The organism is Pseudomonas sp. H1_D04, from assembly GCF_054683855.1.
This window is the reverse complement of sequence record NZ_CP162826.1, coordinates 938,998-953,277: the sequence shown is the minus strand read 5'-3', so window position 1 is coordinate 953,277 and position 14,280 is coordinate 938,998. Positions and strand designations below refer to the sequence as shown.

Below are 14,280 nucleotides of genomic sequence, written 5' to 3'. Positions count from 1 at the left end.
TGACTGACACACTGCCATCGGGGGCAAGCCCCCTCCCACATTAGGTTTGTGTAGTTTTCAAAAAATGCATTCCAGCAGTGAGCACCCATGTCCCAACCCCCAGCCAACTCGCCTACGTCCTGCACAGCCGCGCCTACCGCGAGACCAGCGCGCTAGTGGATTTCCTCACGCCCCAAGGCCGCCTGCGCGCGGTGTTGCGTAGCGCGCGGGGCAAGGCGGGGACATTGGCGCGGCCCTTCGTGGCGTTGGACGTGGAGTTTCGCGGCAAGGGCGAGCTGAAAAACGTCGGCCGCCTGGAAAGCGTCGGCACTTCCGCCTGGCTCAATGGCGATGCGTTGTTCAGTGGGCTCTACCTCAATGAGCTGCTGATCCGTCTGTTGCCCGCCGAAGACCCGCACCCGGCTGTCTTCGATCACTATGCTGCCACTTTGCTGGCCCTGGCCGAAGGTCGCCCTCTGGAGCCGCTGCTGCGTGCCTTCGAATGGCGTCTGCTCAATGACCTGGGCTACGGCTTCGAGCTGAGCAACGACCTGCACGGCGACCCCGTCGCCGCCGACGGCATGTACCGCCTGCAAGTCGACGCGGGTCTTGAGCGCGTCTACCTGCTGCAACCCGGCCTGTTCCAGGGCACCGAACTGCTGGCCATGAGCGAGGCCGACTGGAGCGCACCCGGTGCGTTATCCGCCGCCAAGCGCTTGATGCGTCAGGCCTTGGCCGTGCATCTGGGCGGACGGCCGTTGGTCAGCCGCGAGTTGTTTCGAAAGCCCTGACCTCCCCGTGTATGCTGTGCACCGTTTCTTTCCCTTTTCAGGAGCGCTTCCGTGACCACCAGCAATCGCATTCTTCTTGGCGTCAACATCGACCACGTCGCCACCCTGCGCCAGGCCCGGGGCACCCGTTACCCTGACCCGGTCAAGGCCGCGCTGGACGCCGAAGAAGCAGGCGCCGACGGCATCACCGTGCACCTGCGAGAAGACCGCCGCCACATCCAGGAACGCGATGTGTTGCTGCTCAAGGACGTGCTGCAAACCCGCATGAATTTCGAAATGGGCGTCACCGAAGAAATGATGCTCTTCGCCGAGCGCATTCGCCCAGCGCACATCTGCCTGGTACCGGAAACCCGCCAGGAGCTGACCACCGAAGGCGGCCTTGACGTGGCCGGCCAGGAAGCGCGGATCAAGGCCGCGGTGGAGCGCCTGTCGAAAATCGGCAGCGAAGTGTCGCTGTTCATCGACGCCGACGAGCGCCAGATCGAAGCGTCGCGTCGTGTCGGCGCGCCGGCCATCGAACTGCACACCGGCCGTTACGCCGATGCCACCACGCCGACCGAAGTGGCGGATGAACTGCAGCGCATCATTGACGGTGTGAACTGCGGCCTCAATGAAGGCCTGATCGTCAACGCCGGCCATGGCCTGCATTACCACAACGTTGAAGCCGTGGCTGCGATCAAAGGCATCAACGAGCTGAACATCGGCCACGCGTTGGTAGCCCACGCGCTATTCGTCGGTTTCAAAGGCGCTGTGGCCGAGATGAAAGCCCTGATCCTGGCGGCCTCCAAGCCCTAAAAAACAATGAAGAACCAATGTGGGAGGGGGCTTGCTCCCGATAGCGGTGTATCAGCCATAAATGTGGTGGCTGACACACTGCTATCGGGAGCAAGCCCCCTCCCACATGAGAAGCCTTACTGTTTAGCCGATGCAGGTGTATCGTATCTGCCCTTTGCAGGCCTAGGGCCTGCGGCAGATACGTGAGGTTGTTGTGTCCCGATCCTTTTCCCGTCGACAAATCCTGGGTGGTCTTGCAGGCCTGGCCGTAGTGGGCGTCGGTGCCGGTGGCGCCTACCGTTACTGGCTGGGGAAAGTCGCCGAATCCGAAGCGGGTCACGACTACGAGCTGATCGCTGCACCGTTGGACGTGGAGCTGGTGCCGGGGCACAAGACCCAAGCCTGGGCGTTCGGCCCCTCGGCACCCGGCACCGAGTTGCGTGTGCGTCAGGGCGAATGGTTGCGGGTGCGCTTTATCAACCACCTGCCGGTCGCGACCACCATCCACTGGCACGGCATCCGCCTGCCGCTGGAAATGGACGGCGTGCCCTATGTCTCGCAACTGCCGGTGCTGCCGGGCGAATACTTCGACTACAAATTCCGCGTGCCCGACGCCGGCAGCTACTGGTATCACCCGCATGTGAACAGCAGCGAAGAACTCGGCCGAGGCCTGGTCGGCCCGCTGATCATCGAAGAGCGTGAACCCACCGGTTTCAAACACGAACGGACCCTCAGCCTGAAGAGCTGGCATGTGGACGAAGAGGGTGCGTTCGTTGCCTTCAGCGTTCCCCGTGAAGCGGCGCGTGGCGGTACGGCCGGGCGGCTGTCGACGATCAATGGCGTATCCCAGGCGGTGATCGACTTACCCGCTGGGCAGATCACCCGCGTGCGCCTGCTCAACCTCGATAACACCCTGACCTATCGCATCAACATCCCCGACGTCGAAGCGCAGATCTATGCGCTGGACGGCAATCCCATCGAACCGCGTCCATTGGGCAAGGAGTACTGGTTGGGTCCGGGTATGCGCATCTGCCTGGCGATCAAGGCACCGCCGGCAGGCGAAGAGCTCTCTATTCGCAACGGCCCGGTGCGCCTGGGCACTTTCCGCTCAGTCGCCAACACCGATGCACCGACCGAATGGCCCCCGGCGCTGCCCGCCAACCCGATTGCCGAACCGGACCTGGCCAATGCCGAGAAACTCAACTTCAATTTCGAGTGGGTCGGCTCGGTCTCGGTCAACGTCGACAATGGCAAGCCGCCGAGCCTGTGGCAGATCAACGGCCAGGCCTGGGACATCACCGACAAGACCTGCGCCGACCGACCGATTGCCAAGCTGGAAAAGGGCAAGAGCTACATTTTCGAATTGAAGAACATGACCCAGTACCAGCATCCGATCCACCTGCACGGCATGAGCTTCAAGGTGATCGCCTCGAACCGCCACAAGGTGATCCCGTACTTTACCGACACCTATTTGTTGGGCAAGAACGAGCGCGCCCGCGTGGCCTTGGTGGCGGATAACCCTGGAGTGTGGATGTTCCACTGCCACGTCATCGACCACATGGAAACCGGCCTGATGGCCGCCATCGAGGTGGCGTGATGCGCCAGATTCGCCCCTCGGCAATCATCGACCGCAGCCGCGACCAAGACTTCATGCGTGAAGCCCTGGCACTTGCCGCCCAAGGCGCCGCACTGGGCGAAGTGCCCGTGGGTGCGGTGTTGGTGCAGGACGGTGAAATCATCGGTCGCGGTTTCAACCGTCCCATCAGCGGCAACGATCCCAGCGCCCATGCCGAGATGGTCGCCATACGCGACGCCGCCCAGGCCATCAGCAACTACCGGCTGGTGGGCAGCACGCTGTATGTGACGTTGGAGCCGTGCAGCATGTGCGCGGGGTTGATCGTGCATTCGCGAGTCGCGCGGGTGGTTTATGGCGCGTTGGAGCCGAAGGCGGGGATTGTGCAAAGCCAGGGGCAGTTTTTTACCCAGGGCTTTCTGAATCATCGGGTGATGTTTGAAGGCGGTGTGCTGGCCGAGGAGTGCGGCACGGTATTGAGCGAATTCTTCAAGGCTCGCCGGGCCAAGCCTCAGATCTAACCAACACCGAATATCAAATGCGGGAGGGGCGGTGCGACGATTCGACTTGCCCCTCCCACATTTTTGATCTTCATTTTTTCAGGGAGATTAGCGGTTACTTCTTGGCGATGATGACCGCCCGCATCGGTGCCGGCAGCCCTTCAATCGTCTTGCTGTGATCCTCGGGATCGAGGAAGTCACTCAGGGACTGATACTTCATCCATTCCGTCCCGCGCTGTTCCTCCACCGTGGTCACGCTCACATCCACGCAACGCACATCGCTGAAACCTGCGCGGCGCAGCCACAGCATCAGCGCCGGTACCGACGGCAGGAACCACACGTTACGCATCTGCGCATAACGGTCTTCCGGCACCAGCACCTGTTGCTGGTCGCCTTCCACCACCAGGGTCTCCAGGACCAATTCGCCGCCCTTGACCAAGGTGTCCTTCAGCGCCAGCAAATGCTCGATGGGCGAGCGACGGTGGTAGAACACGCCCATGGAAAACACCGTGTCGAAGCCTTCGAGGTTGGCCGGCAAGTCTTCAAACGGAAATGGCAGGTGCCAGGCTTTCGGTTCGGACAGATACCGCTGCACCGCCTGGAACTGGCAGAAGAACAGCCAGTTCGGGTCGACACCTATCACGCTGTCGGCGCCGGCGCCTAGCATGCGCCACATGTAATAACCGTTGCCGCAGCCGACATCGAGGATGCGCTTGCCTTTCAAGTCCAGGTGCGGTGCGACGCGTGACCACTTCCAGTCCGAGCGCCATTCGGTGTCGACGTGCACGCCGAACAGGTGGAACGGCCCCTTGCGCCATGGGCTCAGGCCCATCAATGCGGTGCGCATCTGTGCGCGGGTTTCGTCGTCGCAGTCGGTGTCCAGCACCAGGTCATTCAGTAAGTCGACGTCGCTGGGCATGATCTTCGGCAGTGCATCCAATGCACTCTGCCAGCGCCCCAGGTCGCCATGTCCTTTTTCCATTTTGCTGTCGAGCTGCGCTTGCAGGCCTTGGGCCCATACGGCCAGAGGAGTGCCGACCAGATGGCGGGCGAGGGGAGACAAATCAATCATGGCAAGGCAATCAACGAGGCAAAGTTAAGACACTGGAACCACGGCACGACTTTCGAGAACCCGGCTGCCAGCAGGCGTTCGCGGTGTTCTTCGAGGCTGTCGGGCTTCATGACGTTTTCGATGGCGCTGCGCTTCTGGGCAATTTCCAGTTCGCTGTAGCCGTTGGCGCGTTTGAACGCGATATGCAGGTCGGTGAGCAGCGCGTGTTCTTCAAGGTCATTGAAGCGCAGCTTTTCCGAAAGGATCAGCGCACCGCCCGGTAACAGCGCCTGACGAATTCGCGACAGCAAGCTCAGGCGCTCGTCGGGCGCGATGAATTGCAGGGTGAAATTCAACGCCACCACCGAGGCCGGCTGGAATTGGAGCGCGAGGATATCGCCCTCGATCACCTCGACCGGCAGCAACTCCTGGAACATCGAGTCCTGGCCGTTGAGGTATTCGCGGCAGCGCTCGACCATGGCGGCGGAGTTATCCACCGCGATCACTCGGCAGCCGTCGGTACGCACGTGTCGGCGCAGGGCTTGGGTGACAGCGCCAAGGGATGAACCCAGGTCGTAGAGCACGCTGTTGGGTTGGGCAAACTGCGCCGCGAGCACACCGAGGTTTTCGACGATAGTCGGGTAGCCTGGCACCGAGCGCTTGATCATGTCCGGGAATACCCGCACCACGTCCTCGTTAAAGGCGAAGTCCGGCACCTGGGGCAGGGGCTGGGCGAAAAGGCGATCGGGTTCTTTGCTCACGGTTGTTCCGGCGACGAGGGGGGAAAGGCCGGCATTTTAGCCAAGTTGGCCCTCGTGTGCGCGGGTTGTCTGATGGAAAGCAGAGGCGGTGATGCCCCACTGGCCAAGCCAATACGTGGTGATCAGCAAATACGGCGCGGCGTCGAACGCCACCACGAACCGATTGATGCCGATCAGGGCGTCTGAAAACACAAACGACACCGCGCCCGCCGCAGCCAGTAAGGCCGAGCGTTTTGGCACGTCACTGCCCAGCCGCGCGAGCGCGCGCCAGAGCATTGTGCTGATCACCAAGGCGTAAACCACGACGGGAATCAACAAGTCGCCAAGGCCATGGGAAATCAGGATGCTCAGCAGGACGACGCCTACACCAAGCGCCAATACCAACGGTAATACCGCCAAACGACGGCAATCGCTGAAATAGGCCTTGAGGTATGCCAGGTGCGCAAACAGAAACGCGCCGAGGCCGAAGATAAACAAGTCGCCAGGCCAAGCGAGCAACACGTCGCCCACCAGTGAGAAAATCAGCCCGAGGCTGATCCAGCGTCGATAGTCGGTGGGCGGTGCGTCATGCAGCCAGCCCAACAACGCCAGTACCGGCAGCGGTTTGACCAGCAGGCAGAGCAACATCGCGTGAGTGCTCAAACCGTAGATAAAAGTGGCGGCGCCCATCAACGCGAGTATCAGCCATGGCATATCAGTTCACCGTAAGGGTGCAGTCGAAGGTCTCCACGGGTTCGGCTTCCGGCTCCCACGGCTGCTGGGACGTCAGGCGTAAACGACCCTGGCCGGCGGCAAACGCCTGGAAGCGCCAGGTGGATTGACCACCGCCCCCGATCACGCCGGACTCAGTGCTGCTGTAGACCTCAGGGCTCAGCGCGCGCAGCACACCGCCGGCGGAATCCTGGATGGCCCAGCGGTAGCCGGTGGTGGGGTTGCTCGGCAGGGTGAGGATCAGGTTTTGCCCGGTTTTAAGCTGGAGCGGGCAGGCGCTCTGGTTTTCCACGGTGACGTTTTGCTTCGGCGCACTGGCGCACGCGGTCAGCAGGCAAAGGCTCAGGGGGAGAAGCAGGCGGGCAGCAGTCATGGAGACTCCGTTTATACACGACGAAGGGCGAGCATAACCGAAGATGAGACAAGGTGTGACAAGAGGGATGCGACAGACGTGGGTGCTTGTTGTAGTGAGCGGGCTTGCCCCGCGCTGGGCTGCGAAGCAGGCCCGATACTGACGACCCCATTCCTTCTGAAGGAATGGGGTCTTTTCAAGAGGGCTGCTTCGCAGCCCAGCGCGGGGCAAGCCCGCTCACCACAGAAGCCCTGTTCAGGGACAAGGCGAATTAGAAAAGCACTTTAGCCACATCCGCAAACCGCTTGGCAAAGTGCACCGTCATGCCCTCTTTAAGATACTCCGGCAACTCTTCAAAACTGCCGCGATTGGGTTCCGGCAATATCAGCTCGTGAATCTTCTGACGTCGCGCAGCAATTACTTTCTCGCGCACGCCGCCGATCGGCAATACATGCCCGGTCAGCGTCAGTTCGCCGGTCATGGCCACGCCTTTTTTCGGCGCTTGGTTACGGGCCAGGGACAACAACGCACTGGCCATGGTCACGCCAGCGCTCGGGCCGTCCTTCGGCGTGGCACCTTCCGGCACGTGCAAGTGTACGAAGGCTTCGTCGAAGAACTTCGGATCGCCGCCAAACGACTTCAGGTTGGAGCTGATGTAGCTGTAGGCAATTTCGGCAGACTCTTTCATCACCTCGCCTAACTGCCCGGTGAGCTTGAAGCCGCGGTTCAGTGTGTGGATGCGCGTCGCCTCGATTGGCAGGGTCGCGCCGCCCATGCTGGTCCAGGCCAGTCCGGTGATCACACCGGTACCGGACAGCACTTGCTCATTGCGGAACACCGGCATGCCCAGGGAGCTTTCCAGGTCCTTGTTGCCGATTTTGATCACCGAGTTCGGCGCATCCAGCAACTTGACCACGGCTTTGCGTACCAGTTTGCCCAGTTGTTTCTCCAACTGGCGCACCCCTGCCTCACGGGCATAACCGTCAATCAATGCGCGCAGGGCGCCGTCGCTGATGGTCAGGGTGTTTTTCGATACGCCAGCTTTTTCCAGCTGTTTTGGCCACAGGTGGCGCTTGGCGATGGCGACTTTTTCTTCGGTGATATAGCCCGACAGGCGAATCACTTCCATCCGGTCCAACAGCGGGCCGGGAATTGAGTCAAGGGTGTTGGCGGTGCACACGAACAGCACTTTGGACAGGTCCAGGCGCAGGTCGAGATAGTGGTCGAGGAATTCGACGTTCTGTTCCGGGTCGAGGGTTTCGAGCAGGGCCGAGGCCGGGTCGCCCTGGAAGCTTTGGCCCATCTTGTCGATCTCGTCGAGCATGATCACCGGGTTCATCACTTCAACATCTTTGAGCGCCTGCACCAGCTTGCCCGGCATAGCGCCGATGTAGGTACGGCGATGGCCCTTGATCTCGGCCTCGTCGCGCATGCCGCCGACGCTGAATCGGTAGAACGGCCGGCCCAGGGACTCGGCGATGGATTTACCCACGCTGGTCTTGCCCACGCCCGGCGGGCCGACGAGCAGCACGATGGAGCCGGCGACTTCGCCTTTGTAAGCGCCCACCGCCAGGAATTCGAGGATGCGGCTCTTGATGTCGTCCAGGCCGGCATGGTGCTTATCCAGCACCTTGCGCGCGTGTTTCAGGTCGAGCTTGTCCTCGCCGTACACGCCCCACGGCACCGAGGTTGCCCAATCCAGATAGTTGCGGGTGACCGCATATTCCGGCGAGCCGGTTTCCAGGATTGACAGTTTGTTCAGTTCTTCATCGATGCGCTTTTTCGCCTGGGCTGGCAGCACTTTGTCTTCCAGGCGTTGCTCGAATTGCTCCACGTCCGCGCTGCGGTCGTCCTTGGTCAGGCCCAGCTCCTGCTGGATCACCTTGAGCTGTTCTTTAAGGAAGAACTCGCGCTGGTGTTCGCCGATCTTGCGGTTCACCTCGGCGGAGAGCTCCTTTTGCAGGCGCGCGACTTCGACTTCCTTGCGCAGCATCGGCAGGACTTTTTCCATGCGTTTGAGCATGGGGACGCAGTCCAGCACTTCCTGCAGCTCGTTACCGGTGGCCGAGGTCAGCGCGGCTGCGAAATCGGTGAGGGGCGACGGGTCGTTGGGGCTGAAGCGGTTGAGGTAGTTCTTCAGCTCTTCGCTGTACAGCGGGTTAAGCGGCAGCAGTTCTTTGATCGCATTGATCAGCGCCATGCCGTAGGCCTTGACCTCGTCGGTCGGCTCGGTGGGCTGGTGTGGGTATTCGACTTCCACCAGATACGGTGGGCGATGGTGCTTGAGCCAGGTCTTGATGCGCACGCGGGTCAGGCCCTGGGCCACGAATTGCAGCTTGCCGTTCTCGCGGCTGGCGTGATGCACCTTCACCAGGGTGCCGTACAGCGGCAGGGCGGAGGTGTCGAAGTGGCGTGGATCTTCCGGCGGCGTGTCCATGAAGAACAGAGCGAGTGAGTGGTGGTCGGATTTGCTCACCAGCTCAAGGGTCTCAGCCCACGGTTCTTCGTTGACAATCACCGGCAGCACTTGCGCCGGGAAGAAAGGCCGGTTGTGGATCGGGATGATGTAGACCTTGTCCGGCAGGTTTTGCCCTGGAAGAGCCAGGCCGGTATTGGACGAGGAGGTTTTAGCGTTTTCGGGGTCTGCGTAGTCGTTGAGGTCGTAATCAGGGAATTCTTGCTGGTCGCTCATGGGGCACCTGCATAAGGAAGTATGGAGGTTAGATGGGGCGAGGCAGCAGTGGTTTCAATGGGGGGCGTGAGATAGCAACATATTGCATGAAATTCCTGCGGCGACATTGGTCAATGTGGGAGAGGGCAAGTCAATCGTCGCACCGCCCTGCCAACATTGGCTCCGTGTTGCGTCAGCTGATTTTGTGGAGGTAGGCGGGGAGTGGCTGTTCTGGCAGCACCGATAGCACTTTCAAACGCTGCAACATCCGCTGCCGTGCCCGTTGCAAATGCTCGCGCAGATTCAACGCCGCCGCGTCAAACGCGCCATGCAGCAGCAACTCCAGAATCAAGCGATGTTCGGCGAGCATGGCTGGATCCGCGCCGATCCCCAGCAATCGGTAAAAAATCCGGCTGATGATCATCGGGCTTTGGCCCTGGCGAATCAGCGCGGCAATCTTGCGGTTCTGCATCCCGGCCAGGCAGCGCTGGTGCAAGTCTTCTTCGATCTGCTCGATGGCTTCCAGGCTGCACTCGGCGCTGTTCTGGGCATCCAGTACCCGCTGCAGCATGGCTTCAAGGACCTCGCGGTCCAGGTTCGGTGCGCTCTGGCGCAGCGCCTCGGGCTCCAGGCAGGCACGTAGTTCGTAATCCTCGGTGACTTCCCGCGCGGTCAACGGCCCGGCCAACCATTGGGAGTAGGGCTCTTTTTCCACCAGGCCACGGTCACGCAGGCGCATCAGCGCTTCACGCACCACCGCTCGGCTGACGCCGTAGTGGTCGGCGGCGGCTTGTTCATCCAAGCGGTAATGGCCGAAGGCAATGCAGGTGGACAGTGCCGCGCCGATCTCCTCGACGATCCGCTCGCCCAGCGGCCGGGTGTCCACCAGCTCAGCCTCGCCGTTGAGACCCAGGTGCGCATGGCTCAGGGGCAGGCGCAGCGGCTCCATGACCAAGCCTTCGGGGTTGATCAGATAACCCCGGCCGTTGAAGCGGCAGATCAAGCCTTCGGCATGCAGCAGGTCCAGCGCTTTGCGCACCGGCACGCGGCTGGTGCCGAACAGTTCGGCCAAGGGCGCTTCCAGTAAAACCAAGCCGTGACGGGCGGTGCCATTGACGATCGCGTCGCGCAACACCTGGTGAATCATCGCGTAACGGGAGGCCGAGGCGGACACTGCTTTCATCACTTTCTCTGGGGCTTGTAGGACGGTGGCCGGGGATTCTCTCATAAGTTGCGCCTGTCACTCTGTGCTACGTCGGTGGCACTTTTTTGGGGCCTGAAAGGTGTGACTGTTACTTTTCTGCACCAAAATGTACTTATTAATAAAAGATACATTATTTCATTGAGGGTTGATCCCAGGTGTGATGCAAGACATTTTTCCACCGATCAAAACCATCTATCCCGCTGCTATGGGCGAAAAACCTTAACCGCGTAAACAGCGCTACGTAGAGACTGGCACGAAAGCTGCCTTTGTAAAATGTACATTTTATGAATATGTACGTTTTATGAGGTTCTCCTGATGTCAGACGCCACATCAATGGCCGAGGATTTCGCCAGCGGTCGCAGCGACCCGGTGAAAGCCCTCGAACAGGCACTCGATCAAGCGAGCCGCTCGGCCAGCGTTTTCATTTCCCTGACCGCCGAGCGCGCCCGCCGTGAAGCCGAAGCGTCCGCGGCCCGTTGGCGAGCTGGCCAGCCCTTGAGCGGGTTCGATGGTGTGCCCGTGGCCTGGAAAGACCTGTTCGACGTGGCTGGCAGCGTCACCACAGCCGGCGCTGCTTACCGGCGCAACGCGCCTGCGGCCTTGCTCGACGCACCGAGCGTGGGCCTGCTTTGCCGCGCCGGGATGGTCAGCATCGGCAAAACCAACCTCAGCGAACTCGCTTATTCAGGGTTGGGCCTCAACCCGCATTTCGGCACGCCGCACAACCCCCATGGCACGGACCAGCCGCGCATTTCCGGCGGCTCGTCCTCGGGTTCGGCCGTGGCCGTGGCTGCCGGCATTGTGCCGATTGCCATGGGCACCGACACCGCTGGCTCCATTCGCATCCCGGCGGCGCTCAATGGTGTGGTGGGTTACCGCAGCAGCAGCCGACGTTACAGCCGTGACGGCGTATTTCCCCTGGCTCGTTCCCTCGACAGCCTCGGCCCGCTGACCCGCAGCGTGCGTGATGCGCTGGCCATCGATGACCTGCTCCATGGCCGCACACAGACCCACAGTGCCCGCAGCCTCAAAGGCCAGCGCTTTGTACTGGCGCAGCAGGACGTCGAGCCCGCTGTGCGCAACAATCTGCTGAGTGCCGTGGCGCAACTCAAGGCCCAAGGCGCGCTGATCGAAGAACGTGAATGCCCGACCTTCCAGGCCACTCTTGACCTGATCAAACACCACGGCTGGCTCGGTGCCTTCGAAGCGTTCGCCCTGCACCAACCCCTGCTTGACAGCGCCGATGCCGAGCAACTCGACCCCCGCGTGCGCCGCCGCCTCGAAGCCGCCCGCGCGCTGCCGGCCAGCCAACTTATCCACCTGACCGATGCGCGCCGTCGTCTGCAACAGCAACTGCTCGACGACCTTGACGGGGCGATCCTGATCACCCCCACCGTCGCCCACGTCGCGCCCGCTTTGGCGCCCCTGGAAAACGACGACGACCTCTTCGTGAACACCAACCTCGCCACCCTGCGCCTGACCATGCCCGGCAGTTTGCTGGACATGCCAGGCGTGACCTTGCCCAGCGGCCGCGATGCCCAGGGCCTGCCCACCGGGTTGCTGCTCAGCGCCCCGACGGGAGAAGACGCACGCCTGCTGCGCGCAGCGTTGTCCGTCGAAACCGTACTTAACGTTTAAGGAGACACACCATGGCTAAAGACATCCTCTGTGCATTTGGCGTCGACGTGGACGCCGTCGCCGGCTGGCTCGGTTCCTACGGCGGCGAAGACTCGCCCGACGATATTTCCCGTGGCCTGTTCGCCGGTGAAATCGGCGCGCCGCGCCTGCTCAAATTGTTTGAACGTTACGGCCTGCGCACCACCTGGTTTATCCCTGGCCACTCGATGGAAACCTTCCCTGAGCAGATGAAGGCCGTGGCCGACGCCGGTCACGAAATCGGCGTGCATGGCTACAGCCACGAAAACCCGATTGCGATGACCGCCGAGCAGGAAGAAATCGTCCTCGATAAATCCATCGAGTTGATCACTCAGGTGACTGGCAAACGTCCCACCGGCTACGTCGCGCCTTGGTGGGAATTCAGCAAGGTCACCAACGAACTGCTGCTGAAAAAGGGCATCAAGTACGACCACAGTCTGATGCACAACGACTTCCATCCGTACTACGTCCGCAAGGGCGACACCTGGACCAAGATCGACTACAGCCAGCACCCCGACACCTGGATGAAACCCTTGGTGCGCGGCGAAGAAACCGACCTGGTGGAGATCCCGGCCAACTGGTACCTGGACGACCTGCCGCCGATGATGTTCATCAAGAAAGCCCCCAACAGCCACGGTTTCGTCAACCCGCGTCACCTCGAAGAAATGTGGCGCGACCAGTTCGACTGGGTCTATCGCGAACACGAACACGCGGTGTTCACCATGACCATCCACCCCGACGTGTCCGGCCGCCCGCAAGTGCTGTTGATGCTTGAGCGCCTGATCGAACACATCCAGAGCCATGCCGGCGTGCGCTTCGTCACCTTCGACGAAATCGCCGATGACTTTATCCGCCGCCAACCCCGTACCTGACCCTTAGAAAAACAGCCCCCCACCTCCGAGGCGCGACTCATGTCCATCTACAACAAGCTTGACCTGACTGGCTGGAAACCCCGGCAACTCACCTCCAAGGAAGTGCGGTTTGCGACCTGGATTGCGTTTTTCGCCTGGGTGTTTGCGGTGTATGACTTCATCCTGTTCGGCACCTTGCTGCCGGAGATCGGCCGGCATTTTGGCTGGGGTGAAGTGGAGCAAGCTGAAATCGCGACGTGGGTGGCGGTGGGCACGGCAGTAGTCGCCTTTGCCATCGGCCCTGTGGTCGATAAGTTGGGCCGTCGCAAGGGCATTATCTTCACCGTGGCCGGTTCCGCGCTGTGCTCGGCGCTGACCGCGATTGGTGGGGCGTGGGGTAAGTCACCGCTGATTCTGATCCGTTCGTTGGGCGGCCTGGGCTATGCCGAGGAAACCGTCAACGCCACGTACCTGAGTGAGCTGTACGGCGCCTCGGAAGACCCGCGACTGACCAAACGTCGCGGTTTCATCTACAGCCTGGTGCAGGGCGGCTGGCCGGTCGGTGCATTGATCGCCGCTGGCTTGACTGCACTGTTGCTACCGATCATCGGCTGGCAGGGCTGCTTTATCTTCGCCGCGATCCCGGCGGTGGTGATTGCGATCATGGCGCGCAAGCTCAAGGAGAGCCCGCAGTTCCAGATCCATGAACGCATCAGCCAACTGCGCAAAAACGGCGCGGTGACAGAAGCACAGAACGTGGCGGCAACCTACGGCGTGGATTACGACGAACACAGCAAGGCCGGCCTGAAAGCTGCGTTCCGTGGCCCGGCCCGCCGCGCCACCCTGGTGATCGGCGCTGCGTTGTTGCTCAACTGGGCGGCGATCCAGGTATTCAGCGTGTTGGGCACTTCCGTGATCGTCAGCGTGCACCACATCTCGTTCGAGAACTCGCTGATCATCCTGGTGCTGTCGAACCTGGTGGGTTACTGCGGTTACCTCAGCCACGGCTGGATGGGTGACAAGATCGGCCGTCGCAACGTGATCGGCCTGGGCTGGATGCTGGGTGGCCTGTCGTTCGCCGGTATGCTGTTTGGCCCAAGCAACATGGCCATGGTGGTCGGGCTTTATAGCCTGGGCCTGTTCTTCCTGATCGGGCCGTACTCGGCGGCTTTGTTCTTCATCAGCGAAAGTTTCCCCACCAGCATCCGCGCCACCGGTGGCGCGATCATCCACGCCATGGGGCCGATTGGCGCAGTAGTCGCCGGTTTCGGTGCAACCCAGGTGTTGTCCGCCGGCAGCGACTGGCAGACCGCCGCGCTGTGGTTCGGCGCCTTGCCGTGCTTTTTGTCCGGTGTCCTGATGTTTGCCGCGCGCCATGTGCGTCCGGAAACCGTTCAGTAAGGAGT

General features: G+C 61.4%; 13 protein-coding genes. 7 read left to right on the top strand and 6 right to left on the bottom strand.

The window, feature by feature from the left end; translation table 11 throughout:
- Nucleotides 1-77: 77 nt before the first annotated feature.
- The 4 genes from recO (at nt 78) to tadA (ending at nt 3,638) form a co-directional block, all read left to right on the top strand.
- Nucleotides 78-770 (top strand): DNA repair protein RecO, encoded by a 693-nt coding sequence (recO, locus tag AB4N82_RS04475; RefSeq protein WP_460104498.1) that lies wholly within the window; start codon nt 78-80, stop codon nt 768-770.
- A 51-nt stretch (nt 771-821) separates the two neighbouring features.
- A complete protein-coding gene (pdxJ, locus tag AB4N82_RS04470) occupies nt 822-1,565 on the top strand; it encodes a pyridoxine 5'-phosphate synthase (protein ID WP_122752519.1) in 744 nt (247 codons plus the stop codon).
- Between the two features lie 193 nt (nt 1,566-1,758).
- Entirely contained in the window at nt 1,759-3,141 is a 1,383-nt protein-coding gene (locus AB4N82_RS04465; RefSeq protein ID WP_095184314.1) for a multicopper oxidase family protein, read from the top strand.
- Entirely contained in the window at nt 3,141-3,638 is a 498-nt protein-coding gene (gene tadA / locus AB4N82_RS04460) for a tRNA adenosine(34) deaminase TadA (RefSeq protein WP_122764782.1), read from the top strand. Before AB4N82_RS04465 ends, tadA begins: the two co-directional genes overlap by 1 nt.
- A gap of 94 nt (nt 3,639-3,732) precedes the next feature.
- Here the strand turns inward: tadA and cmoB are convergent, their stop codons facing one another.
- From cmoB to AB4N82_RS04430, 6 genes are all read right to left on the bottom strand, one after another.
- A complete protein-coding gene (cmoB, locus tag AB4N82_RS04455) occupies nt 3,733-4,689 on the bottom strand; it encodes a tRNA 5-methoxyuridine(34)/uridine 5-oxyacetic acid(34) synthase CmoB (protein WP_122764783.1) in 957 nt (318 codons plus the stop codon).
- Nucleotides 4,686-5,429: a carboxy-S-adenosyl-L-methionine synthase CmoA gene (gene cmoA / locus AB4N82_RS04450; RefSeq protein ID WP_032886460.1), complete on the bottom strand. Its 744-nt coding sequence runs from the start codon at nt 5,427-5,429 to the stop codon at nt 4,686-4,688. The genes cmoB and cmoA overlap by 4 nt, the downstream gene beginning before the upstream one ends.
- Nucleotides 5,430-5,465: 36 nt before the next feature.
- Nucleotides 5,466-6,122, bottom strand: a complete 657-nt coding sequence (locus tag AB4N82_RS04445; RefSeq protein WP_122764784.1) for a lysoplasmalogenase — start codon at nt 6,120-6,122, stop codon at nt 5,466-5,468.
- Nucleotide 6,123: 1 nt separating this feature from the next.
- Nucleotides 6,124-6,513 carry a protease inhibitor I42 family protein gene (locus AB4N82_RS04440; protein ID WP_032886463.1) on the bottom strand — a complete coding sequence of 130 codons (390 nt, stop codon included), beginning with the start codon at nt 6,511-6,513 and terminating at the stop codon, nt 6,124-6,126.
- A 250-nt stretch (nt 6,514-6,763) separates the two neighbouring features.
- On the bottom strand, nt 6,764-9,184 hold the full coding sequence (gene lon, locus AB4N82_RS04435; RefSeq protein ID WP_032886465.1) for an endopeptidase La: 2,421 nt from the start codon (nt 9,182-9,184) through the stop codon (nt 6,764-6,766).
- Between the two features lie 172 nt (nt 9,185-9,356).
- Nucleotides 9,357-10,346: a GntR family transcriptional regulator gene (locus AB4N82_RS04430; protein ID WP_095183918.1), complete on the bottom strand. Its 990-nt coding sequence runs from the start codon at nt 10,344-10,346 to the stop codon at nt 9,357-9,359.
- A 336-nt stretch (nt 10,347-10,682) separates the two neighbouring features.
- Here AB4N82_RS04430 and AB4N82_RS04425 point away from each other — a divergent pair, with 336 nt between their 5' ends.
- From AB4N82_RS04425 to AB4N82_RS04415, 3 genes are read left to right on the top strand one after another with little or no spacing between them, the layout of a single operon-like run.
- Nucleotides 10,683-12,005 (top strand): amidase, encoded by a 1,323-nt coding sequence (locus tag AB4N82_RS04425; RefSeq protein ID WP_122764786.1) that lies wholly within the window; start codon nt 10,683-10,685, stop codon nt 12,003-12,005.
- Nucleotides 12,006-12,016: 11 nt separating this feature from the next.
- Nucleotides 12,017-12,895, top strand: coding sequence for a polysaccharide deacetylase family protein (locus tag AB4N82_RS04420; protein ID WP_003210406.1), 879 nt, complete (start codon nt 12,017-12,019; stop codon nt 12,893-12,895).
- Nucleotides 12,896-12,934: 39 nt separating this feature from the next.
- Nucleotides 12,935-14,275, top strand: coding sequence for an MFS transporter (locus AB4N82_RS04415; RefSeq protein ID WP_032886468.1), 1,341 nt, complete (start codon nt 12,935-12,937; stop codon nt 14,273-14,275).
- The last annotated feature ends 5 nt before the right edge of the window (nt 14,276-14,280 follow it).